This window comes from Kitasatospora cathayae, from assembly GCF_027627435.1.
Lineage (GTDB): Bacteria > Actinomycetota > Actinomycetes > Streptomycetales > Streptomycetaceae > Kitasatospora > Kitasatospora cathayae.
Window position 1 is genome coordinate 859,659 of sequence record NZ_CP115450.1, and the last position, 22,199, is coordinate 881,857.

Here is a 22,199-nt window from a genome sequence, read left to right on the forward strand (position 1 = left end):
GGTGTCACCTCGCGTTGAAATAGGTGGCTTCGGGATGGTGGATCACGATCGCGTCGGTGGACTGCTCGGGGTGCAGCTGGAACTCCTCGGAGAGCACCACGCCGATCCGCTCGGGCTTCAGCAGCTCGGCGATCTTGGCGCGGTCCTCCAGCTCGGGGCAGGCCCCGTAGCCGAGCGAGAAGCGGGCGCCCCGGTACTTGAGCGCGAACATGTCCTTCACGTCCTGCGGATCCTCGCCGGAGAAGCCCAGCTCGTAGCGGACCCGGGCGTGCCAGAACTCGGCGAGCGCCTCGGCCAGCTGCACCGACAGGCCGTGCAGCTCCAGGTAGTCGCGGTAGGAGTTCCCGGCGAACAGCTCGTTGGCCGCCTCGGAGATCCGGTTGCCCATGGTGACCACCTGCAGGCCGACCACGTCCCGCTCGCCGGACTCCTCCGGGCGGAAGAAGTCCGCCCGGCAGAGCCGGCGGCCGCGCCGCTGGCGGGGGAAGGTGAAGCGGGTCCGCTCGGTGCCGTCCTCGTGGAAGACGATCAGGTCGTCGCCCTTGGAGTTGGCCGGGTAGTAGCCGTAGACCACGGCCGCCTCCAGCCAGCCCTCGGTCTGCAGCCGGTCCAGCCAGGCCCGCAGCCGCGGCCGGCCCTCGGTCTCCACCAGCTCCTCGTAGGACGGGCCGTCGCCGTTGCGTGCGGCCTTCAGGCCCCACTGGCCCTTGAACAGCGCGTCCTCGTCCAGCCAGGAGGCGTAGTCGGCGAACGGGATGCCCTTGACGATCCGGTCGCCCCAGAACGGCGGGGTGGGCACGGTGTTGTCCACGACGACGTCAGAGCGGACATGACCCAGCCGGTCCACCGGGCCGGGTTCGGTGATCTCCGCCGGTCGGTGCCGACGCCTCTTCAAGTCGGGAAGCCTAGCTCCCGGTACCCCGCGTTTCATGCCCATGAGCGCGTCCATCAGCCGCAGTCCCTCGAAGGCGTCCCGGGCGTAGCGGACCTCGCCCTCGTAGATCTCGTGCAGGTCCTGCTCGACGTAGGCGCGGGTCAGGGCGGCGCCGCCGAGGATCACCGGGAAACTGGCGGCCAGCTTGCGCTGGTTCAGCTCCTCCAGGTTCTCCTTCATGATCACGGTGGACTTCACCAGCAGGCCGGACATGCCGATGACGTCCGCGTTGTGCTCCTGCGCGGCGTCCAGGATCGCCGAGACCGGCTGCTTGATGCCCAGGTTGACCACGTTGTAGCCGTTGTTGGACAGGATGATGTCGACCAGGTTCTTGCCGATGTCGTGGACGTCGCCCTTGACGGTGGCCAGCACGATGGTGCCCTTGCCCTCGCTGTCGGACTTCTCCATGTGCGGCTCCAGGTGGGCGACCGCGGTCTTCATCACCTCGGCGGACTGGAGCACGAAGGGCAGCTGCATCTGGCCGGAGCCGAAGAGGTCGCCGACCACCTTCATGCCGGACAGCAGGGTGTCGTTGATGATCTCCAGGGCGGGGCGCTCGGCCAGCGCCTCGTCCAGGTCGGCCTCCAGGCCGTTGCGTTCGCCGTCGATGATCCGGCGCTGCAGCCGCTCCTCCAGCGGGAGGGCGGCCAGCTCCTGCGCCTTGGAGGCCTTGACCGAGGCGGTGGAGACGTTCTCGAACAGTTCCAGCAGGCGCTGCAGCGGGTCGTAGCCGTCCCGGCGGCGGTCGTACACCAGGTCCAGGGCGGCCTCGCGCTGGTCCTCGGGGATCCGGGAGATCGGCAGGATCTTGGAGGCGTGCACGATCGCCGAGTCCAGGCCGGCCTCCACGCACTCGTGCAGGAAGACCGAGTTGAGCACCACGCGGGCGGCCGGGTTGAGGCCGAAGGAGATGTTCGACAGGCCGAGGGTGGTCTGCACCCCGGGGTGGCGGCGCTTGAGCTCGCGGATCGCCTCGATCGTCTCGATGCCGTCCCGGCGGGACTCCTCCTGGCCGGTGGCCAGGGTGAAGGTGAGGCAGTCGACCAGGATCGAGCCCTCGTCGATGCCGTAGTCGGTGGTCAGCTCGGCGATCAGCCGCTCGGCGATCGCCACCTTCTTCTCGGCCGTACGGGCCTGGCCCTGCTCGTCGATGGTCAGCGCGATCAGCCCGGCGCCGTGCTCGCGGGCCAGCGACGCGATCCTGCCGAACCGCGAGTCGGGGGCGTTGCCGTCCTCGTAGTTGACCGAGTTGAGCACCGCGCGGCCGCCGAGCGCCTCCAGACCGGCCTGCAGCACCGGCGGCTCGGTGGAGTCCAACACGATCGGCAGGGTGGAGGCGGTGGCCAGCCGGCCGGCGATCTCCTTCATGTCGGCGACGCCGTCACGGCCGACGTAGTCCACGCACAGGTCCAGCAGGTGCGAGCCGTCCCGGATCTGGTCCCGGGCGATCTCCACGCAGGCCTGCCAGTCGCCGGCCAGCATCGACTCGCGGAACTTCTTCGAGCCGTTGGCGTTGGTGCGCTCGCCGATCGCCAGGTACGAGGTGTCCTGGCGCAGCGGCACCGCCTGGTAGAGCGAGGCGGCCGAGGGCTCCGGCTGGGGCTCGCGCCGGGTGATCGGGCGACCCTGGACCTTCTCGACCACCTGGCGCAGGTGCTCCGGGGTGGTGCCGCAGCAGCCGCCGACCAGCGAGAGGCCGTACTCGCGGGTGAACACGTCGTGCGCCTCGGCCAGTTCGGCCGGGGAGAGCGGGTAGTGGGCGCCGTTCTTGCCGAGCACCGGCAGGCCCGCGTTGGGCATGCAGGACAGGCCGATCCTGGCGTTCTTGGCCAGGTAGCGCAGGTGCTCGCTCATCTCGGCCGGGCCGGTGGCGCAGTTGAGGCCGATGCAGTCGACGCCGAGCGGCTCCAGCGCGGTCAGCGCGGCGCCGATCTCGGAGCCGAGCAGCATGGTGCCGGTGGTCTCCACCGTCACCTGCACCAGCAGCGGCAGGTCCAGCCCGGCCTCGGCCAGGGCGCGCTTGGAGCCGAGGATCGCGGCCTTGGTCTGCAGCAGGTCCTGGCTGGTCTCCACCAGCAGCGCGTCGGCGCCACCGGCGATCAGGCCGGCCGCGTTCTGCTGGAAGCCGTCGCGCAGCGTCTCGTACGGGGCGTGGCCGAGGGTCGGCAGCTTGGTGCCGGGGCCGATCGAGCCGAGCACCCAGCGGGGGCGGCCGTCGGCGGCGTGGGCGTCGGCCACCTCGCGGGCGATCCGGGCACCGGCCTCGGACAGCTCGAAGATGCGGTCGGCGATCTCGTACTCGCCCAGCGCGGCGAAGTTGGCGCCAAAGGTGTTGGTCTCGACGCAGTCCACGCCCACCGCGAAGTAGGCCTCGTGGACGGAGCGGACGATGTCCGGCCGGGTGATGTTCAGGACCTCGTTGCAGCCCTCGAGGTCCTGGAAGTCCTCCAGCGTCGGGTCCTGCGCCTGGAGCATGGTGCCCATCGCACCGTCGGCGACCACCACCCGGGTGGCGAGCGCCTCACGCAACGCGTTCGCGCGGCTCTGCGGAGAGAGAGGCGTCATGGCCGACCCGCCCATGCCAGCGCGAGTTCGACGGCGGCATCCTGGCCGTACGTGTCGCCGATGGTGCCGAGCAGTTCCTCCCGGCGCATCCCGTACTCCTGAGTGCCCGTCCGGCCCAGCACGACCGCCGCCAGGACGCAGCCGAGCTGGGCGGAGCGGACGACCGGCAGCTCCCACGCCCGGCCTGCCAGGAAGCCCGCGCGGAACGCGTCCCCCACCCCGGTCGGGTCACTGACCCGCTCGACGGGTACCGCCGGCACGGTGACCGGTTCGCCGTCCGCGCTCTCGATTCGCGCGCCGTCTGCGCCGAGCGTGGTGATCCAGAGCCCCACCCGGCCGAGGGTCTCCTCCCGCGACCACCCGGTGAGCTTCCGCAGCAGTGCCGCCTCGTACGCGTTGGTGAACAGGTACCGGGCGCCGTCCAGCAGTTGGCGTGCCTGCTCGGTATCGAGCCGCGGCAACTGCTGCGACGGGTCCGCGGCGAACGACGTGCCGGTCCGGCGGCAGGCGGCCGTGTGGTTGAGCATCGCCTCCGGGTCGTCGGGCGCGACCAGGACGAGATCGAAGCCGCCGGTCTCCTCGGCCACCGCGGCGAGGTCGATCCCGGCGGCCTCGCTCATCGCGCCCGGGTAGAAGGTGGCGATCTGGTTCTGGTCCTGGTCCGTGGTGCAGACGAACCGGGCGGTGTGCCGGGTGTCGCTGATCCGGACGTGGTCGGTGACGACGCCGTGCTGCTTGAGCCACAGCTGATAGTCACCGAAGTCGAGCCCGGCCGCTCCGACCAGGGTGGGGGTCAGGCCGAGAACGCCCAGCCCGAAGGCGATGTTCGCGGCGACCCCGCCCCTGCGCACCTCCAGTCCGTCCGCGAGGAAGGACAGGGAGATCGAGTCGAGCCGGTCGGGGAGCAGCTGGTCGGTGAAGCGTCCGGGGAAGGTCATCAGATGATCGGTGGCGATCGAGCCGGTGACGGCAATGCGCACGGCGGGTCTCCTTCGTCGGGCCGGTGGCGGGTGCCGGGGACCGCTGGGGTCACAGACCGGCGGCCTGCCGGAGCTTGTCCGCGCGGTCGGTGCGCTCCCAGGTGAAGTCGGGCAGCTCGCGGCCGAAGTGGCCGTAGGCAGCGGTCTGCGCATAGACCGGACGCAGCAGGTCCAAGTCGCGGATGATGGCGGCCGGGCGCAGGTCGAAGACCTCGGAGACGGCGTCCTGGATCCGGGCGACCGGCACGGACTCCGTTCCGAAGGTCTCGACGAACAGGCCCACCGGCGCGGCCTTGCCGATCGCGTACGCGACCTGGACCTCGGCGCGGCGGGCGAGGCCGGCGGCAACGATGTTCTTCGCCACCCAGCGCATCGCGTACGCGGCCGAGCGGTCGACCTTGGACGGGTCCTTGCCGGAGAAGGCGCCGCCGCCGTGCCGGGCCATTCCGCCGTAGGTGTCCACGATGATCTTGCGGCCGGTCAGGCCGGCGTCGCCCATCGGGCCGCCGATTTCGAAGCGGCCGGTCGGGTTGACCAGCAGCCGGCACCCGGCGGTGTCGAGGTCGAGGTCCCGGAGCAGGGGCTCGACGACGAACTGCTCGATGTCGGGGGCCAGCAGGCCCTCCAGGTCGACGTCCGGGGCGTGCTGGGTGGAGACCACGACGGTGTCCAGCCGCACCGCCCGGTCGCCGTCGTACGCGATGGTGACCTGGGTCTTGCCGTCCGGGCGCAGGTAAGGCACGGTCCCGTCCTTGCGGACCTGGGCGAGCCGCGCGGAGAGCCGGTGGGCGAGTGTGATCGGCAGCGGCATCAGCTCGGGGGTGTCGTCGCAGGCGTAGCCGAACATCAGGCCCTGGTCGCCGGCGCCCTGCCGGTCGAGGGCGTCGGTCAGGCCGTCCCGGCGGGTCTCGTAGGCGGTGTCGATGCCCTGGGCGATGTCGGTGGACTGCGCGCCGATGGAGACCGAGACACCGCAGGAGGCGCCGTCGAAGCCCTTGTGTGAGCTGTCGTAGCCGATGCGCAGGACGGTGTCGCGGACCAGGGTGGGGATGTCCGCGTAGGCCTCGGTGGTGACCTCGCCGGCCACGTGGACCTGGCCGGTGGTGATCAGCGTCTCGACGGCGACCCGGGAGGACGGGTCCTGGGCGAGCAGGGCGTCCAGGATGCTGTCGCTGATCTGGTCGGCGATCTTGTCGGGGTGGCCCTCGGTGACGGACTCCGAGGTGAACAGGCGGTACGTCATCTTCGCTTCCGCTCCTGGGTGGTGGGGCCGGGTGCCGTGGCCGCCCTCCGGGTGAGGGCGGCCACGGGCTGGGAGTTCGGGTGGGGGTTCAGCGCACGGCCGCGGTGAAGAAGCGCTCCTCGATGACCGCCAGGGTGCGCAGGTGGTCGACCTCCAGGGCGGTCATGTCGATCTTCCGGCCACTGGCCTGCTCCAGCAGGAAGACGAACTCGACGAAGGAGAGCGAGTCGATCAGCCGGTTCTCGATGAGGTCGAGGTCGGGGGCGATGTCGGTGCGCTCGGGGTGGCGGCTGAGGATCCAGTCCTTGACCGGCTGCAGGTTCGCGGGCATGGGTGTGCTCCTTGTCGTGGTGCGGTTGGGTGAGGGAGGGCGGTCAGGCGACCGGGACGGGGGCGCCGACGGCGACGGCGTAGTCCACGTCGTGGCTGATGCTGACGGTGATCCCGCTGATGCCGGCCCTGGCGGCGAGCGCCTCGGCCCGGCCGTGCAGTTCGATGAGAGGCCAGCCGCCCGGGGCCCGGCGGACCTCGATGTCGAGCCAGGGCAGGATGCTGTCGGCGACTCGCAGGGTCTTGAAGGCGGCTTCCTTGGCGGCGATGCGGCCGCAGACGGCGAGGATGTCGAGTCCGTCGACGGTGTGGCAGTCGGCCAGCTCGCGTTCGGTGAGCATCCGGAGGAGGAACACCTCGCCGTGCTCGTCGATCATGGCGCGGACCCGCCCGGCGGAGACGATGTCCATGCCGAGGTTCGCCCAGCCGGCGGGGGGCCCGGGCGCCGCGGCGGCGGTCATCTCAGACCGCCGCGCCGGCCTGCCGGACGGCCTCGGTGGCGGCGGCCCAACTGCCGTGCCGGCGGGTCAGGGCGGAGAGCCAGCGTTCCAGTCCGAAGGCGGCGCAGCTGGTGAAGGCGGACTCCCCGGTGTCGGTCACGGTGATGTCGCAGCGCTCGCCGAAGAAGTTGCGGTGCACGTTGACCGAGGCGATGGCCAGGTCCTCGTAGAGGAACTCGTACTTGACGGGGGAGAGCTTCTGCAGGAGGAGCCGGGCGCCGCCGCGGTCGTAGAACGGGTCGGTGGCGGCCTCCTTGCGCAGCGGCAGGTCCAGCGCTGCGGCGAACGCAGTGATCCGGTCGGTGAAGTGCCGCAGGTGCTGCTCGGTGTGCTCGCGCGAGCCGATGGCGATCACCTCTCGCATGTGGAAGCCGAGCAGGCGGCGCAGGTCGTGGTACTCCGTCTCCTTGCGGAAGCACCGGCCGAGGACGGTCACCAGCGTGCCGTCCGGGAGGGCGGTGCCGGCGTGGTGCATGTAGACGCCGTAGCAGGCGGCCGAGGGCAGGGCGAGGGCGGCCGGTTCCAGGGCCTCCTGCGGGAAGGTGCCGGCCGTGGTCGAGTAGGGGTGCTCCTCGCGCTTCGCCAGGTCGAGCGGGGTGGCGAGGATCGCCTGGTGCGGGAAGTTGTCGTAGTAGTCGAGCTTGGCCAGTTCGGCGGCGGGCAGCAGCGGCGGCATGGTGAGCTGGGCCGCACCGGCTCGGACGCCCCAGCCGGCGAAGGTGTCGTCGAGCAGCCGCAGCAGCTCGGTGGCTTCCGGTCCCAGGGCGGAGAGGCCGCCGTGTTGGACGGCCGCCGGAGGCGAGATCGTGGGACTCATCGGTACCTCGTCGGGTCTCGGTGGTCGGGTGGTGGGGGATCAGGCGACGGGAAGTGTCTCGTCGGTGAACAGGCCGATCTTGCGGAAGAAGCTCATGGGCTTGCGGATCACCCGCCGCTCGGCAGCGCGCCGGCCCTCGTCGGCGATCAGTGCGGCGCGCAGGGCGAGCGGGTCGGCAATGCCGGCGTCGCGGTAGGTCTCGGGGTTGTAGAACGAGTGCAGGCTGTAGACGATGTAGCGCTTGAGGTAGCCCTCGACCTCGCGCAGCCGCTCCTCGCTCACCCGCTCGCACATTCGCCCGTACAGGTGGGCCACCAGCTCGCGGCCGAACGCGATGTGCCGCGACTCGTCCTGGTGGTGGATGGCGTTGACCTGCCGGATGGTGTGGCAGAGCCGCTCGTCCTGGCCCATCGCCATGTTGTAGTGGTCGACCATCTCCTCGAAGAAGAGGATGCGGGCGAAGACCAGGAAGTTCTCCACCTCGGGCTCCTGCCGCTGTGCGGAGAGGGCCTTGAAGACCGGCGGCTGGTAGATCTTGCCGCCGTAGCGGAGACAGAACTCGGCGAAGAACCACATGTGTTCGTTCTCCTCGCCGATGAAGTGGTGGAAGAAGTCCGAGGGGACCTCGAAGCCGGGCATGTGGATCCGGTTGACCACCTCGATGAGCAGTTCGCGGATGCCGTGCACGTTGAGGCTGTAGAAGTTGATGCTCTCCCACTTCGAGAGCCGCTTGCGGGTTGCCTCGTCGAGCTGGTCGAGCTGCGCGGTGCCGACCGGGGAGATGAGCTCGGGGCTCATCCACCACTGGTCCTCGTCCAGGTGCTCGGGCCAGTCGAAGCGCTGGTAGGGGTTGTAGTAGTCGTCGATGGCCTTCTGCGTGAGCCGGTCGAGCAGTTCGCGGAACCGATCGGTGACGGCGAGTTCGGCGGTGGGCATGGCACGCGCTCCTTGTCGGGCTGGTCGGGTGGTCAGCGGCGGGCTTGGTAGACCGCGCTGACGGCGGTCTCGGTGGCGCGGCGCCAGCGGGTGAAGCCGGCGTCCTCGGCGATGGCGCGCAGGGCGTCCTCCCCGGCGTGGTTGCCGAGGGCGTGGGGTCCGTGCTGGGCGGCGGCGACCGGCAGGCACATCACCGCCGACAGGCTCATGAACATCCGGCCGGCCGGGTTGCGGTTGTCGCCGAGGGCGGCGTGCGCGTTGGGTTCGACGATCATCCAGACGCCTTCGGGGGCCAGTGCCCGGTGGGCCCAGCGGGCCGCGGTGACCGGGTCGCCGAGGTCGTGCAGAACGTTGAAGTAGCTGATCAGGTCGTAGTCCTGGCCGGGGAAGGCGTCGGCCGGGGCGACGTCGAAGCGGACCCGGTCGGCGAGGCCGGCCCGGCGGGCCAGTTCGCGGGCGTGCTCGATGGCGACGGCGGAGTAGTCGAAACCGTGGAAGGAGGCCTCGGGGAAGGCCTCGGCCATGATCAGGGTCGAGTGTCCGACGCCGCAGCCGACGTCGGCGACCCGGCCGCCGGCGCGGAGGCGGTCGACAACGCCGTCCAGGGCGGGCAGCCAGTGCCGGACCAGGTGGGCACGGTAGCCGGGCAGGAAGAAGCTGCCCATGCCGGTGTCCAGGGAGTCGTGGTGGTCGGACCACTCGACGCCGCCGCCGTTGCGGTAGGCCTGGACGAGCTGGTCCTCGGTCGCGTAGAGCGCCTTGAGCGCGGTGAAGAACGCGGCGACGAAGCCGGGGCTGTCGGGGTCGGCCAGCACGGCGGCGTGGTCGTCCGGGAGCCGGTAGGTGTCGGGCTCGGGGTCGTGCTCGACGTACCCCGCGCTGGCCTGGGCGTGCAGCCACTCGGTGGCGTAGCGCAGGTGGACTCCGGTGCGGTCGGCGAGTTCCTTGGGGGTGAGCGGGCCGGCGCCGGCGAGCGCGCGGTAGAGGCCGAGGCGTTCGCCGAGGGCCACGGTCAGGCCTCTGACGGCAGCCGCGCCGTCGTCGATCACCCGGTCACGGAAGGGGGTGGGGGCGGTCATGCTTCCTCCGGTGGTCGTTCGGGTGTCCCGGTCACGCGGGGCAGGCGGTGAACAGGAAGGACCGGGGAACGCCCGGCAGGTCCCGGGAGAGCACGGGGTAGGGCCAGCGGTCGAACGACGCGCCGTCCTCGCCCGGCTGGCGCACCTCGCGGGCCTCCCAGCCGCACTCGGTCAGGAACTGCTCGGGGGTGTCGGTGCCGAACTGCCAGGGCGCGCCGTCATCGGCGAGGGCGTTCAGGAACGGACGGGCCAGGGGGTTGACCAGCGAGGCCCGGCTCGCGAAGTCGCCGAGCAGCACGCTTCCTTCGGCGGACAGGCCGCGGACGGTGGCGAGCAGGCGGCGGACCGCGTCCTCGGGGAGGAAGAACATCAGCCCCTCGATCACCCACAGGGTCGGGACGTCCGGGCGGAAGCCGCCCATGAGCAGCAGGTCGGTCCACTCCCCCGCCAGGTCGACGGCCACCGGGTGTCGGGTGACGCCGGCGGGCGGCTGCGCGCCGTCCAGCAGCTGGTCCTTGGCCAGCAGCAGCGCCGGCCGGTCGAGCTCGAACACGGTGGTGCCGACGGCCCAGTCGAGCCGGAACGGACGGGTGTCCATGCCTGCGGCGACGAAGACCACCTGGCGGATGCCCTGCTCCGACGCGGCCTTCGCGATGGCCCGGTCGAGGTAGGTGGTGCGGATGGCCAGGAACTCCACGGTCCCGGCACCGGCGTAACGGTCGAGCAGCTTGAAGCCGGTGTCGGCGGCGACGGTCCGCGCGTACGGGTCGACGAACAGCGCGTCGGCTCGTTCGGACTCCAGCGCACGGGCCGCGGCGGTCCACTGGGCGGTTTTCGATACAGCTTCCATGGGTTGGTTCCCTTCGACAGCTTCCATGGGTGGGGGTTCCCGCCGGTCAGGGGCGTCGGCTCAGGCCGAGCGCGCCGGGTGGACGGGGTCGATCGACATCGGCATCACGGGCTCCCGCGTCAGCCGGCGTTCGAAGATGCTGTGCAGGATCATGCTGAACACCAACCGCCCCTCCTCGTCGACCAGTTCGCACATCGGCTTGACGATGCCGGTGTCCGACCGGCCGAACGACGGGCTGGACCCGAGGACCCGGACCCGGGCGTGCAGCACGTCGCCGGGCCGGACCGGACGGTGGTAGCGGATCTCGTCGACGCCCGGCGAGCCGACGCACGCGCTGTCGGCGAGCAGGCCGTCGACGTAGCGACGCATGAACAGCGAGGCCGTCTGCCAGCCGCTGGCGATGAGCCCCTCGAACGGGGAGGCCAGCGCGAGCTCCGGGTCGACATGGAACGGCTGCGGGTCATAGGTCTCGCTGAACTCGATGATCTGATCCATCGTCACCGAGACGGTGCCGAGTTCGAACACGTCGCCCGGGGCGAAGTCCTCGAAGAAGTACATGGATTCCCCTGCCGTCGGCGCCGGGGGCGTCGTGGACGCGCGAAGCCCGGCGCGGGCCGTTGAGACTCCATCAACTTACGCATCGGCCAATGATTTGGTCAAGCAAAAAAAGCGGCTCGATCAGATGAGAGCCGAGAGTGCCCGGTCAAGGTCACGCCAGAGGTCCTCGCCATGCTCGATGCCGACCGCCAGCCGGACCGTCCCGGCCCCGATCCCGGCTTCCTTGAGCTGGCGGTCACCGAGCTCGCGGTGGGAGGTGCTCGCCGGATGAGTCACCAGCGTCTCCACCCCGCCGATCGACAGTGCGAGGCGTGCCAGCCGGACCGCGCCGACAAACCTGCGCCCGGCCTCCCGACCCCCCACCAGGTCGAAGGAGAGCATCCCGCCGTAGCCATCGAGCAGCCGGCGCGCCGCCGCACGGTCCGGATGCCCGTCCAAGCCCGGCCAGTGAACGGCCGCCACCGCCGGATGGGCGACGAGGCGCTCCGCCAGCAGGGCGGCGTTCTCGCAGTGCTGGCGCATCCGCACCGCCAGCGTCTGCAGCCCGCGGATCGTCAGCCACGCCGCGAACGGATCCGGGGTGGCGCCGAGTTCGACGGCGCGCGCCCAGACCGTGCGATGCAGCACCGGATCGGCGAAGACCGCGATCCCGCCGATCACGTCGCTGTGCCCGGCCAGGTACTTCGTCGTGGAGTGCACGACGATGTCCGCGCCGTGCTCGATCGGGCGGCAGAGCACCGGCGAGGCGAGGGAGTTGTCTACCACCCCGAGCAGCCCGCCGGCCCGTCCCGCAGCGAGCAGAGCCGGAAGGTCGCAGACCCGGGTGGTCGGATTGGCGATGGTCTCCAGCAGGAGCAGCCTGCTGTTCGGCCTGCGCGCGGCGGCGATCTCCTCGGGCCCGTCACCCTCCAGGTAGGTCGTCTCGATCCCGTACCGCCGGGCGAGATCCGAGAGGGTGGAGAAGGTGCCGCCGTAGAGGCACTTCTGGGCGAGGACATGGTCGCCGGGCCGGAGCAGCGAGAGCAGCACCGCACTGATGGCCCCCATTCCGGAGGAACTCGCGATGGCCGCGGAGCCGCCCTCCAAGTCGGCCACCGCCGACTCCAGGGCGCGGACGGTCGGATTGCCGCGCCGGGTGTACACGAAGTCGCCCTCCGGCCCGCTCATCGCCGAGGCGATCGTGTCGGCGTCGTCGAAGGCGAAGCCGGAGGTCTGGTAGATCGGCACGCTCAGTGGACCCGGACCCGGGGTGCGCATCGCCGCCGCGTGCACCACCCGGGTCCGGGCGTCGAGGGGAAGGGCCTGGGCGCGGTCGGCCGCACGGGCGGCCTCGGATTGCGTCGTCATGCCGCCCAGCATGCCCGCCAACCCCAGCGGCCTGACAAGGGGTATGCGCCCATTATGGCGACAAGTACCCTACTGAGCCTGGGAAATGATCCATAATCAATGCATACCCAACCCCCCTACCCCCCTATCGTAGATCCCACAGCCACTCCAGGCCGCCTGCCGCCTACGATGACGAGCGCAACGACCACCACGGCAACGGGAGTCACCCATGCGACGCTTAGGCGAACTCGAGGCGGAGATCATGAACCGGATCTGGTCCTGGGGACGGCCGGCCACCGTCCGCGAACTGGTGGACGATCTCACCACCACCCGGCAGATCGCCTACACCACGGTCATGACCGTGGCCGAGATCCTCTTCCACAAGGGCCACCTGCAGCGCCGCAAGGACGGTCGCGTGTGGGTCTACCAGTCGGTCCGCAGCCGCGAGGAGTACACCGCCGCCCTGATGGCGGACGCGCTGACATCGAGCCCCGACCGGTCCACCGCGCTGGCGCGGTTCGCCGAGCAGATATCACCCGACGAGCAGAAGGCCCTTCGCGAAACACTGGAGGAACTGCTGCGCGAGCGCGCGGAGTGACCGCCCTGGCAGCACTGGCCCTCGCGGCCTACGCCGCACTGGTCGGCGCGGGCCTCCCGCCGTTGCTCGCCCGGGCGGCCTGGACCCGCCGTTCTCCGGCGCTCGCATTGGCCGCCTGGTACGGGCTGGCGGTCACGTTCACAGTCTCCTGCGCCCTGGCGGCCTACCATCTCGTGCTCTCCGGCTCCCACACCCACGGCCTGCTGGGCCTGTTCGAGCCGGGATCGCCGACGGCCCCGGAGGGCCCCACCATCCTGCTGCCGGTCGCGGCGGGGATGGCGTGGCCGCTCGCCTCGGTCGCGGCGGCCGGACACCGCGCACGGCGGGATCGGGCCGCACACCTCGACAAACTCGCGCTCGCGGGCCGGTTCGACGAGGAACTCGACGCGATGCTGCTGGACCATCCGATTCCCGTCGCCTACTGCCTCCCCCGAGGGCCCGTGGTCGTCAGCAGCGGCGCCCTGTGCGCGCTCACCAGCGGGCAACTGGGTGCGGCACTCCTGCACGAACGCGCCCATCTGTCCGGCCGGCATCACCTTCTGCTCACCGTGAGTTCCGGCCTCGCCGACGCGTTCTGGAAGCTTCCGCTGGCCCACGGCCTCCGGACGCACACGGCGGTGCTGCTGGAGATGATGGCCGACGACCGCGCGGCGCGGACGAGTTCGGCGGAAGATCTGGCCACGGCGATATGCGAGGTGGCGTCTCCGGAGCGGTCGGCCGTCACGCTCGCCGCCGGCGGCGGCACGAGCACGATCCTGCGCATGCGCAGACTCCTTCGGCCGGAGCCCCGGATCCGTCCCGCCCTCCAGCTGGCCGTCCTGATGCTGATCACGCTCGGACCGGCGCTCCCCTACCTCCTCACCTGCGGGCCGACTCCTCGCTAAGCACCCTTACGTACCCTAGGGGGGTATGGTACGGTCGCAATCAGACGCGCGGGCCTGACCATTGGCCGCCGGTACCGGAAATCAACGACAGGAGCACCCATGACCGAGAACACCATCACCGTGGAGCCCACCCCCTCCGAGACCGCCGGCTCCTCCTGCTGCGGCTCCTGCGGCACCGGCGCCGCGGCGACCGCGGCCGAGTCGGCCAACCGCGCGGTCTTCCAGGTGACCGGCATGACCTGCGGACACTGCGTCAACTCGGTGACCGCCGAACTCAAGAAGATCGACGGTGTCGCCGATGTCGCCGTCGACCTCGCGACGGGCCGGGTCACGGTGGACAGCGCCCAGCCGCTCGACGACAGCGCGGTCGCGGCGGCCATCGACGAGGCCGGCTACGAGCTGGCTGGCCGGCTCTCCGACTGACCTTCTCCGTTGGTCCGGACGAACCCACAACGGCATATCGGGCGTTCATACCGTCCCCCGGTAGAGTAAGAGACCCCTACCTACACGACCGGCGCCCGCCCGGCATGCGCGGCGCACGACCTCTGGTCCTGGCGGACCGGACAGGAACCGGAGACGGCCATGGCCAGCTACAGCACTCACAAGGACGACGTCCTCAAGCGGCTGCGCCGGATCGAGGGGCAGATCCGCGGCCTCCAGCGCATGGTCGAGCAGGACACCTACTGCATCGACGTCCTCACCCAGGTGTCGGCCGCCACCCGCGCACTGCAATCCTTCGCTCTCCAGATGCTCGACGAGCACATCGCCTGCTGTGTCAGCGAGGCGATCGCGGAGGGCGGCGAGGACGCCAACACCAAGATCAAGGAGGCCAACGCGGCGATCGCCCGCTTGGTCCGTTCCTGACACCGCCCGTTCGCCCGAGTGCGCGCCGCATGGTGGCGCCACTCGGGCCTGTTCCCGTCCGGCTGCGGCGGGTTACAGCACGCCGACGTCCACACCTTCATCCGGGAGGGCGTCAGCCTGCGCGCCATTGCCCGGCGGCTGGGCCCGGTCTGCGGCACCGCCCGGCTCGCGTACACCACCGTCGTCACCGGCCTGATCCGGATGCACGACAAGGGCCTGCTGACCCGCGCCACGCGCGGCCGGGCCTTCGCCCACATCACCCTCACCGACGACTCGGGCCTGCCCCCCGGGAGCACGGCGGTCCTCGGCATACTCGGCGATCACCGGCCTGATCCGCATCCCGCTGCCGCCCGGCCACGGGCAGCTGAAGGACCCCGGCACGGGGACGTTCAGCCGTACCCGTGCCACCGCTCAGAAACGTCGCATCCGGTGATCCCGCGATCACGCCAGTCTCCGTGATGGCCTCCGGCATTGCCGGTCCCGGCGAAAACCAACAGGGAGCTCTCCACCCGGACGCGGTTGTCCGCATCCTGGCCGACCGTGAACGTCTCGGCCGGCGCCACGGCATCCGGCCCGGCATCGTGCTCCGGGCACGCCATGTGGGTGCCACCTGGTGGTGGCACCCACGGCGGTGCGTCAGTTCACGTGGAGCGTGAGGGCGGCGGTGTGGAGCTGTCCGGCGGTCTGGAACTGGAGGTAGACGCGCCAGTTGCCGGGCTTGGCGAGTTCGGCGTGGAAGGTCAGGTTCGGGCCACCGTGGTCCCCGCTGACGGGGGTCTCGGGGTGGAGGTGGGCGAACGCCTGGTCACCCTCGTGGAAGGCGCTGATGTGGGCGTAGGTGTCGAGGTAGGGCTGCAGGTCGGTGACGGGCTGCCCGTCCTTCGCGAAAGTGACCGTGAGCGGGTGGGCCATGCCGGCCATCGGCTCCCCCTGGACCGTGACGGTGTAGCCGTCGACGGTGGCCGTGGTCGAGGCCACCGGGAGCGGGGTGTCGGCCGCATCGCCGGGGACGGTGACGGTGCGGCTGAGGACGAAGTCGGTGCCCTTGCCGCTGCCGGTGTTCGGGGTGAACGAGGCGTACAGCCGCCAGCTGCCCGGAGTCAGGGCGCCCAGGTCGGCGCTCCAAGTGCCGTCAGCGGCCATGGCGGGGTGGACGTGCTGGTAGCCGGTGAGGTCGGAGCGGACGGCGTAGAAGTGGAGCTTCTTGGTCTGGTCGACGGCGAAGTCGGTGACCGGCTTGCCGTCCGGGCCGGTGATCGTGAACGCGTAGGACGTGGCCTGTCCGGCGGGCAGGTTGTCGGTCCGCGTGTCGAGGCGGTAGCCGTCCTTCTGGGAGGCGAGACTGTCCCCAGCCGCCGCCTTGTCCATGCCGGGCATACCGTCCATGCCGCTCGCGGTAGCCGAGACGGAGGGGGTCGCGCCGGTGGACGTGCCCATGCTGCCGTGGTCCATGCCGGGCATGTCGGAGTGCCCGGACGAGCCGCAGGCGGCGAGGGTCAGCGCGAGGGCGGCGGTCGCAGCCGCGGCCAGGACGGTACGACGGCGGGCGGTAGAGCGAGAGGCGGTGCGCATCGTGGTGTGAGCTTCCTTGGAAGACGCGCCGAGGCGGCGCGGAGGTGGACGTGGGCGGGTGGCCGATACCGTGCTGGTCCACGGCTTCGGCGGGCCCTGTCACGTCCGCGCGATGCACACCTTCTGAAGGAGCTCACGGCCGCCGTCGGGTGGTCCGCGGCGGCGGCGTGCGAGGAATCCGGTCACCCGGAGTGGCAGCTGCCACAGCCCGCCCCAGACGGAGACGATGGCGATGAGGGCCATGGCCGGGAGAGCGATCCGGTCACGGCCCGGTGTCGACGAGCACAAGGTGCCGGCGGACCGGACGTCACTGCCGTGGTGGACCGCCGGGTGGACGCCGGCCGGTGCCACGGCCTCGTTACCGGTGGGCGGGTCGGACATCGTTGTGCCCGGCATTGCGGCGGTGGCCGCCGCACCGTCCGTGTGGCAGCCCTCCGCGGCGGCCGTCGGCAGACCGTGCATGAGGAACAGACCGAGCAGAACCGCGCAGACCGCGAGCAGCCGGACGATGCCGGGTCGCTGCGGGTGCCTGCGGTTCATCGGTGCTGTCCCTTCCGAGGAAGACGAGGTCTCGCTGCACAATACCCGGTGGGGGTGTGTGTGCGCGGCCTCGCACTCGGATTGTGGCGGGCACCGCTGGTGGCCGCGCGTTCGGGGTGGGCTGTCCGGAGGACGCCGGGGTGTGGCAGCCGAGGGTGGCCCGCGGTCGGCGCCGACACTGGGGCGGGCCGCGCCGTTCGGCGGGCCGTCTCTTCGACGGAAGGTGGACCAGTGGCCCCGGACGCCGCCCGCACCCGGTCCCGTCCCGTGCGCTCTCGCGCCGCCGTGGGCCACCTGGTGGCGCTGGTTGCGGCGGTCGTGACGTCGCTGTCCGCCCCGGCGGGCTCGGCGTGGGCGCACGGGACCGAGAGCGACCAGGCGGCGGTGCTGGTCGAGCAGGCGCTCGCGTTGATCGCCAACGAGGCCGGCGCGGACCGGGTCGCGGAGCGGATCCACGACGCGGCCGAGGCCCCGGACCAGATGGGCGTCGACGCGGCCAAGGTGAAGAGCGCGCTGGAGCTCACCGAGCGTCCGGACGCGGGTGCGGCGGAGCTGGCGCAGGCACGCGGGCTGCTGCTGGACGCGGTCGGCGGCCAGCTGCCGAGCCGCCCGACGGCCGGGCCGGCCGTGGGGACGGAGACCGGCACGAGCGTGATCCTGGACGAGTTCCGGCCCGGGCGGGGCATCCGCAACGGCGGCGACGTGGCGCTGCTGGTCATCTCCGTCGCGGTCCTGGGTGTCGGGCTGTTCCTGGTGCGGCGGTGGCGGCCACCGCACACCATCCGCCAGCTCGAACACCGCGGCGCCAGGAGGGCAGGGTGACCAGCGAACCCACACCAGCGGGCAGCTCGGCGGTCACGCCGGCCCGAACCGGCAGGTGGCGCCGGGCGGTCGACGCGGTGGACGAGCGGATGGGCATCAAAGCCCTCGCCTACCCGGTGCCCGAGCACGCCAACAACCTGACGTGGAGCCTCGGCGGCGTCACGGCGGTGGCGTTCGTGACGCTGTTGGTCACCGGCGTCTACATCACGCAGTACTACGCGCCGATCCCGGAGACGGCGAACCAGTCGGTGCGGGACCTGGTGGTGCACGCCTGGATCGGCTCGTTCGCCCGTGCCCTGCACTTCTGGGCGGCGCAGGCGATGTTCGTGTCCGCGCTGCTGCACCTGCTGCGGGTGTTCGTGCACGCCTCCTACAAGCGCCCCCGCGAGGGCAACTGGGTCGTCGGCACGCTGATGTTCCTGCTCACCTACCTCGCGGTGTTCACCGGGTCGGTACTGAAGTGGGACCAGGAGGGCTACGAGGCACTCGCCCACAACCTGGACGTGGCCAAGCTCCTCGGTGGACTCGGAATCTGGTTCACCACGAAGCTGACCGACCGGGTGCCGATCCTGCTGCGGCTGTTCTCCGGCCATGTGGTGATCATTCCGGGGCTGATCCTGGTGCTGTTCGTGCTGCACGCGTTGCTGGTGAAGCGGCACAGGATCTCCTCCCACCCAGCGATCCCCGCGCCGGAGGAGGAGGTCGCCGAGCCGTTCACCGCGCACCTGAAGCGGGTCGCGGCGTTCGGGACGGTCCTGCTCGGCGCACTGGGCGTGCTGGCGGTGCTGGTGCCGCCGGTGATCGGGCCGACGCCGGTGGACGGCATCGAAGTCACCCGGCCGCTGTGGATGTTCTGGTGGTTCTTCCCGTTCGAGGAGTGGTTCGGCATCGCCTCGATCGCGATCGTGATCTTCGCGCTGTTCGCCCTGATCATCGCTGTGCCGTTCCTGGACCGCGGCCCGCGCCGGCGCTGGCAGGAGCGGAAAGTCTCGATGGGGATCGCGCTGGTGCTGCTGGCGGCGCTGGTCGCGATCACGGTCGAGGTGTGGATCAACAACCCCAAGGGGCACTGATGCACGCGGCGCGGGCACGGCGCTGGTTCTGGGCGCTCACCGCGACGGCGGTGGTGTCGATGGGCGGTCTGTACCGGGGGCTGCATACGGCATCGGCCGGCGCGAGGGTGTTGCTCGTCGGCGCGGGTTTCCCGGTACTGGTCGCGTCTGCCGTGCAGGCGGCGCGGATCTGGCTGACCCTGACCGCAGGGCCGCGCGCCCCTGCGGCGGTCGCTGCCATGCGGGCCCGGCGGCGACGCGCTGCTCCGAACCGGCGAAGCAGCGTGTAGCCGCTCGCTCTCGCCGCAAGACGTGAGCCGAGGTTCCCACGGACGGATGCGGGCCGCCGTGGTGTCAGGTGGTCGACGTAGGCTGCGCTGAGCTGCTGCCGGACATCTGCCGCATTTGGGTGATCTCGGCGGTCTGAGCGGTGATGATGTCTCCGGCGAGTGCCTTGGCCGGGCTGTAGGCGCCCTGAGCCTGTTCGGTCCTGGCCATTTCGACCGCGCCCTGATGGTGCTCGATCATCATGGTCAGGAAGATGGTGTCGAAGGCGTGGCCGGAAGCGTGCGTCATCTCGCTCATCTGCTGATCGTCTATCATGCCGGGCATGCCCGAGGGACAACCCATCATGCCGGGCGTGCCCGACGGACTGCCCATCATGCCGGGCATGCCTGAGGGACAGCCCGTCGCGCCGGGCGTTGCCTGGGGGACCTGTTCGCCCCAGGCCTTCAGCCAGCCGGACATGGTGTCGATCTCCGGGCCCTGTTCCTTCTCGATCTTCGCCGCGAGGGCCTTGATGTCACCGGACGAGGCGTTGGTCTGGGCCATCTCGGCCATCGCGATGGCCTGGCGGTGATGGACGATCATGTCCTGGGCGAACGTGACGTCGGCCTGGTTGTGCGGGCCCGGGCTGACCGGTGCCGGGGCGGACGTGGTGGCGCCGGGTGAGGGGTCGGCCGCGCCGGTGGCGCTGCTGCTGCCGCAGGCGGCCAGCGTGAGCGTGCTGGCGACCGCGGCAGCGGTCAGTGCCGTACGGCTGGCAAGGGAACGGGTCGTATCGGCCATGGCGGGATAAGCTCCTGAGCTCGACTGGGGGCAGAGCACGCTGTTGCCTGGTGTGGTGTGTGTCCCCCGATCCGGGCACGGGAGGTCACCGGAACGCCGACGAGTACCCGGCCGGCCGATTCGGCATGTCTGCCGGGCGAGGCCGGGGCCACGCGTCGCCCACTTCATCTCCCTCGTGGCCTTTGCCCCTCCCGTGTCGCCATGCGCCTCTGCCGTCGGCTTCGGAACCTTGGGCCGATACCGGACAACACCGGACGTCCGGACGTCGGCGTGTGAAGACCGTTCTGGACCTGCCGCACTGTTCGGGCCGGAACGCGCTGGCCGAACCTGCCGGTCCATCTGTTTCAGTCGGCGCTATCGGCCAGGTATATCCAGCCTCCACTACTCGGGTCCGCCCTCCGCGATGGCCTTCATGCCCTGCAGCCGGTCCTGCAGGTGTCCCTCCAGCTCCTGCTGACTGAGGTGGTAGACGTCGCTCACCCTCTGTGGGTCGAACTCCGCGTGGAGTTGCAGCTGAGTGTGCTGCTCGTCCAGCTTCCGGAGAGTGAGGGAGCCGTCCATCGGCGCACTGCCCAGAATGCGATAGTCGATGCGCTCTTCCGGCACCGGAGTGAGTTCGATGTCAAACTCTTCGCGCTGTCCCTCGACGACCTCCACGATGTGGGCCGTGTTGACGCCAAGTGTCTCTATCTGTTCCAAGCCGGCGAACTTCGAGTGGAACTGCGAGAAGACGTCGATGCGGCTGAGCACCTCGAACGCCTCGTGCTGCGAGCAGTCGATGTCGATTGATCTGTCAATGGTCGCGGTCGCCATAACGTCACTCCTCTTCACACATCGAACCCCGACCATGGTGGCGGGGTCCGGACCCTGGACCACGGTGGTGGCGCCGGGAACTCCTTCGGGTCGAGCGCGGCCAGGGCCGGGAGGGGGCGGCCGAGCGGCTCGTTTGTCCGGTTGCCCCCCTCCGTTATTCGCCCGGTCGGTCAATTGCGGACGCCGGCCGGGCCTCATGACGTCGGCTCCTCAGCCATAGCCGCCGGGTTGCCTGCGGCGAGTCCCAGGCGCCGGGTGTGAGGCGGAGCAACTTGACGTTCGCATCTGCGTGGGTGCTGGACCGTGGTTACGGTGTGACGTCCAGCTCGGTGTGCATGCCTGCCGGGTAGTGGCCGGGGAAGTCGCACACCAGCTCGTAGCGGCCGGGCTGCAGCGTCACCGTGGTCCACCCCGTCGCGCCGGAGGTGATGCCGTCCCCGGCACCGGCGCCGCAGCTGCGCGATGCCTCGCCCAGGCTGCCGGCCTCATCAACCCGCCCGTCGGGACCGGTGAGGCGGTCCCCCGCGGTCTGGCCCGCGGGCAGAGGCAGCACGACGACCTCGTGCGTGAGCGCTCCCGCATTGAACACCCGCAGCGACACCGTCCCGGCCGCAACCGTCCCCTGGTGGGCCACCAGGCGCATCATGCCCATGCCGTACCAGCCGGGGCCGCCGCTCATCGGGGTGTGCCCGTTGGGGCCGCCCATCATGCCCGGCCCCATGTCGACCGTGGTCACATCGACCACCTGGCCCGGCAGGGCTGGCGCAGCACACCGCGCACCCGGTGCCCGCCACGTCTCTGGTGCTGTGCCGCGGAAGGCGCCGGTGGTGGCGAGCAGCACTGTCGTGGCGATGCCGAGCACGAGTGCGGCCACCGCCCCGGCCAGGGCCACCCGCATCCGGCGCCGACGGTCCGTGCTCACCGGTGCTCCCGCAGCAGCGCGAGTCGGCGTTTGTACTCGTCGTCGTCGATCTCCCCGCGGGCGAACCGCTCGGCCAGTACGTCCTCGGCCTGCCGGCTGCTCCGGCCCGGCTCACCGGGAGGTGGGGGCGGGCCGGGCTGACGGTCGCGGTGGGCGCTGGTGAGGTAGTGGACGAGCGCGATGACACCGGCGATCAGCACTGCCCAGAACAGCACCATGAACACGCCCATGACGAGCCAGCCGCCCCAGCCCGAGCCGCCGTACCACATCATGTCGATCACCGCCCTCGGCTGGTGAGTACATCTCCCGACTCCAGTGTCGGCGTGCTGCCGTTACCACGCCGAGGGGCCGTACGGCCCTTTCCTGGGGCCGAGTGCCGTCCAGCGCGGGCAGGGGCGACGGCCTACGAGGCTCTGATGCCGCCTGTTGCGCCCCCGTCTGACGCCCCTGCCGGCAGAGAAGGCATCCCCTGGTCAGTTCGCCGCCGGTGCCGTTGCGGGGAGGTCGGCGCGGGTGCCGATCCTCCTGGCCGGGACGCCGGCCCAGATCTCGCCGGGCCCGGTGGAGCGGGTGAGGACCGCGTTGGCGCCCACGATGGTCCCGCGTCCGACCGTGAGCACGCCCGTCTTGCAGACGACTCGCGCGCCCGCGCACAGGCAGACGTCGTCCTCGACCACGATCCATTCCATCCGGCTGTCCTCGGAGGGAATCCACGGGTCGGCGCGCCCGATGGTCACGCCGTTGTACAGGGTGACGTTGGCGCCCAGGGTGGTGAGTGGGCGGAGCACCAGCCCGAACCCGCGGTGGAAGACCTTGAGGCCCGGGCCGATCTCGACCGCGGCCGGTACCTCGACGCCGTAGAGCGCCAGCAGCTCCTGCACCGGCCGTCTCAGGAGCGGGTGGCGGCGCCGGTAGATCAGTGAGGAGACGAGCGACATGAGGGCCA

The 22,199-nt window shown here is 70.9% G+C and carries 26 protein-coding genes; 8 read left to right on the forward strand and 18 right to left on the reverse strand.

Features of this window, described 5'->3' with window-relative positions; all coding sequences use genetic code 11:
* Nucleotides 1-4: 4 nt before the first annotated feature.
* The 11 genes from metH to O1G21_RS04020 all read right to left on the reverse strand — a co-directional run bounded on the left by metH (nucleotide 5) and on the right by O1G21_RS04020 (nucleotide 12,139).
* Nucleotides 5-3,499 carry a methionine synthase gene (gene metH, locus O1G21_RS03970; RefSeq protein ID WP_270140791.1) on the reverse strand — a complete coding sequence of 1,165 codons (3,495 nt, stop codon included), beginning with the start codon at nucleotides 3,497-3,499 and terminating at the stop codon, nucleotides 5-7.
* Nucleotides 3,496-4,479 (reverse strand): carbohydrate kinase family protein, encoded by a 984-nt coding sequence (locus tag O1G21_RS03975; protein WP_270140793.1) that lies wholly within the window; start codon nucleotides 4,477-4,479, stop codon nucleotides 3,496-3,498. Before O1G21_RS03975 ends, metH begins: the two co-directional genes overlap by 4 nt.
* A 49-nt stretch (nucleotides 4,480-4,528) precedes the next feature.
* Complete coding sequence (gene metK / locus O1G21_RS03980; protein WP_270140795.1) at nucleotides 4,529-5,722, reverse strand: methionine adenosyltransferase; 1,194 nt, start codon at nucleotides 5,720-5,722, stop codon at nucleotides 4,529-4,531.
* Nucleotides 5,723-5,810: 88 nt separating this feature from the next.
* Nucleotides 5,811-6,053, reverse strand: coding sequence for an acyl carrier protein (locus O1G21_RS03985; RefSeq protein ID WP_270140797.1), 243 nt, complete (start codon nucleotides 6,051-6,053; stop codon nucleotides 5,811-5,813).
* A gap of 43 nt (nucleotides 6,054-6,096) precedes the next feature.
* Nucleotides 6,097-6,513, reverse strand: coding sequence for a holo-ACP synthase (gene acpS, locus O1G21_RS03990; RefSeq protein WP_270140799.1), 417 nt, complete (start codon nucleotides 6,511-6,513; stop codon nucleotides 6,097-6,099).
* Between the two features lies 1 nt (nucleotide 6,514).
* Nucleotides 6,515-7,369 carry a class-II aminoacyl-tRNA synthetase family protein gene (locus tag O1G21_RS03995; protein ID WP_270140801.1) on the reverse strand — a complete coding sequence of 285 codons (855 nt, stop codon included), beginning with the start codon at nucleotides 7,367-7,369 and terminating at the stop codon, nucleotides 6,515-6,517.
* 39 nt (nucleotides 7,370-7,408) lie between these two features.
* The gene (locus O1G21_RS04000; RefSeq protein WP_270140802.1) at nucleotides 7,409-8,305 is read right to left on the reverse strand and encodes a diiron oxygenase; all 897 of its coding nucleotides are present in this window, start codon (nucleotides 8,303-8,305) and stop codon (nucleotides 7,409-7,411) included.
* Nucleotides 8,306-8,337: 32 nt separating this feature from the next.
* A complete protein-coding gene (locus O1G21_RS04005) occupies nucleotides 8,338-9,384 on the reverse strand; it encodes a methyltransferase domain-containing protein (RefSeq protein WP_270140804.1) in 1,047 nt (348 codons plus the stop codon).
* A 31-nt stretch (nucleotides 9,385-9,415) separates the two neighbouring features.
* Nucleotides 9,416-10,234, reverse strand: coding sequence for a class I SAM-dependent methyltransferase (locus O1G21_RS04010; RefSeq protein ID WP_270140806.1), 819 nt, complete (start codon nucleotides 10,232-10,234; stop codon nucleotides 9,416-9,418).
* A gap of 60 nt (nucleotides 10,235-10,294) precedes the next feature.
* On the reverse strand, nucleotides 10,295-10,792 hold the full coding sequence (locus tag O1G21_RS04015) for a MaoC family dehydratase (RefSeq protein ID WP_270140808.1): 498 nt from the start codon (nucleotides 10,790-10,792) through the stop codon (nucleotides 10,295-10,297).
* A gap of 120 nt (nucleotides 10,793-10,912) precedes the next feature.
* Complete coding sequence (locus tag O1G21_RS04020; protein WP_270140810.1) at nucleotides 10,913-12,139, reverse strand: trans-sulfuration enzyme family protein; 1,227 nt, start codon at nucleotides 12,137-12,139, stop codon at nucleotides 10,913-10,915.
* A 208-nt stretch (nucleotides 12,140-12,347) separates the two neighbouring features.
* Between O1G21_RS04020 and O1G21_RS04025 the strand changes: the two genes are divergently transcribed.
* The 5 genes from O1G21_RS04025 to O1G21_RS04045 all read left to right on the forward strand — a co-directional run bounded on the left by O1G21_RS04025 (nucleotide 12,348) and on the right by O1G21_RS04045 (nucleotide 14,923).
* Nucleotides 12,348-12,716: a BlaI/MecI/CopY family transcriptional regulator gene (locus tag O1G21_RS04025; protein WP_270140812.1), complete on the forward strand. Its 369-nt coding sequence runs from the start codon at nucleotides 12,348-12,350 to the stop codon at nucleotides 12,714-12,716.
* Nucleotides 12,713-13,600 carry a M56 family metallopeptidase gene (locus O1G21_RS04030; protein ID WP_270140814.1) on the forward strand — a complete coding sequence of 296 codons (888 nt, stop codon included), beginning with the start codon at nucleotides 12,713-12,715 and terminating at the stop codon, nucleotides 13,598-13,600. Before O1G21_RS04025 ends, O1G21_RS04030 begins: the two co-directional genes overlap by 4 nt.
* Before the next feature lie 99 nt (nucleotides 13,601-13,699).
* Nucleotides 13,700-14,023, forward strand: coding sequence for a heavy-metal-associated domain-containing protein (locus tag O1G21_RS04035; protein WP_270140816.1), 324 nt, complete (start codon nucleotides 13,700-13,702; stop codon nucleotides 14,021-14,023).
* Nucleotides 14,024-14,182: 159 nt separating this feature from the next.
* Nucleotides 14,183-14,464: a metal-sensitive transcriptional regulator gene (locus tag O1G21_RS04040; RefSeq protein ID WP_270140818.1), complete on the forward strand. Its 282-nt coding sequence runs from the start codon at nucleotides 14,183-14,185 to the stop codon at nucleotides 14,462-14,464.
* An 18-nt stretch (nucleotides 14,465-14,482) separates the two neighbouring features.
* Nucleotides 14,483-14,923 carry a BlaI/MecI/CopY family transcriptional regulator gene (locus tag O1G21_RS04045; RefSeq protein WP_270140820.1) on the forward strand — a complete coding sequence of 147 codons (441 nt, stop codon included), beginning with the start codon at nucleotides 14,483-14,485 and terminating at the stop codon, nucleotides 14,921-14,923.
* A gap of 177 nt (nucleotides 14,924-15,100) precedes the next feature.
* On the opposite strand, the gene O1G21_RS04050 is transcribed toward O1G21_RS04045, so the two are convergent.
* Together O1G21_RS04050 and O1G21_RS04055 are read right to left on the reverse strand one after the other, a co-directional pair.
* A complete protein-coding gene (locus O1G21_RS04050; RefSeq protein ID WP_270140822.1) occupies nucleotides 15,101-16,036 on the reverse strand; it encodes a hypothetical protein in 936 nt (311 codons plus the stop codon).
* 99 nt (nucleotides 16,037-16,135) lie between these two features.
* A complete protein-coding gene (locus O1G21_RS04055) occupies nucleotides 16,136-16,576 on the reverse strand; it encodes a DUF6153 family protein (protein ID WP_270140824.1) in 441 nt (146 codons plus the stop codon).
* 267 nt (nucleotides 16,577-16,843) lie between these two features.
* Between O1G21_RS04055 and O1G21_RS04060 the strand changes: the two genes are divergently transcribed.
* Genes O1G21_RS04060 through O1G21_RS04070 form a run of 3 tightly spaced genes read left to right on the forward strand, consistent with a single transcriptional unit; the run spans nucleotide 16,844 to nucleotide 18,740 of the window.
* On the forward strand, nucleotides 16,844-17,398 hold the full coding sequence (locus tag O1G21_RS04060) for a hypothetical protein (protein ID WP_270140826.1): 555 nt from the start codon (nucleotides 16,844-16,846) through the stop codon (nucleotides 17,396-17,398).
* Nucleotides 17,395-18,471: a cytochrome b N-terminal domain-containing protein gene (locus tag O1G21_RS04065; protein ID WP_270140828.1), complete on the forward strand. Its 1,077-nt coding sequence runs from the start codon at nucleotides 17,395-17,397 to the stop codon at nucleotides 18,469-18,471. The genes O1G21_RS04060 and O1G21_RS04065 overlap by 4 nt, the downstream gene beginning before the upstream one ends.
* Nucleotides 18,471-18,740 (forward strand): hypothetical protein, encoded by a 270-nt coding sequence (locus O1G21_RS04070; protein WP_270140830.1) that lies wholly within the window; start codon nucleotides 18,471-18,473, stop codon nucleotides 18,738-18,740. The genes O1G21_RS04065 and O1G21_RS04070 overlap by 1 nt, the downstream gene beginning before the upstream one ends.
* 64 nt (nucleotides 18,741-18,804) lie before the next feature.
* On the opposite strand, the gene O1G21_RS04075 is transcribed toward O1G21_RS04070, so the two are convergent.
* From O1G21_RS04075 to O1G21_RS04095, 5 genes are all read right to left on the reverse strand, one after another.
* The gene (locus O1G21_RS04075; protein ID WP_270140832.1) at nucleotides 18,805-19,518 is read right to left on the reverse strand and encodes a DUF305 domain-containing protein; all 714 of its coding nucleotides are present in this window, start codon (nucleotides 19,516-19,518) and stop codon (nucleotides 18,805-18,807) included.
* Nucleotides 19,519-19,899: 381 nt separating this feature from the next.
* Nucleotides 19,900-20,331 (reverse strand): SRPBCC family protein, encoded by a 432-nt coding sequence (locus O1G21_RS04080; RefSeq protein ID WP_270140834.1) that lies wholly within the window; start codon nucleotides 20,329-20,331, stop codon nucleotides 19,900-19,902.
* Nucleotides 20,332-20,638: 307 nt separating this feature from the next.
* Nucleotides 20,639-21,253 carry a hypothetical protein gene (locus O1G21_RS04085; protein WP_270140836.1) on the reverse strand — a complete coding sequence of 205 codons (615 nt, stop codon included), beginning with the start codon at nucleotides 21,251-21,253 and terminating at the stop codon, nucleotides 20,639-20,641.
* On the reverse strand, nucleotides 21,250-21,525 hold the full coding sequence (locus O1G21_RS04090; protein ID WP_270150764.1) for an SHOCT domain-containing protein: 276 nt from the start codon (nucleotides 21,523-21,525) through the stop codon (nucleotides 21,250-21,252). The genes O1G21_RS04085 and O1G21_RS04090 overlap by 4 nt, the downstream gene beginning before the upstream one ends.
* 201 nt (nucleotides 21,526-21,726) lie before the next feature.
* Nucleotides 21,727-22,191, reverse strand: a complete 465-nt coding sequence (locus O1G21_RS04095) for an LbetaH domain-containing protein (RefSeq protein WP_270140838.1) — start codon at nucleotides 22,189-22,191, stop codon at nucleotides 21,727-21,729.
* Between the last annotated feature and the right edge of the window lie 8 nt (nucleotides 22,192-22,199).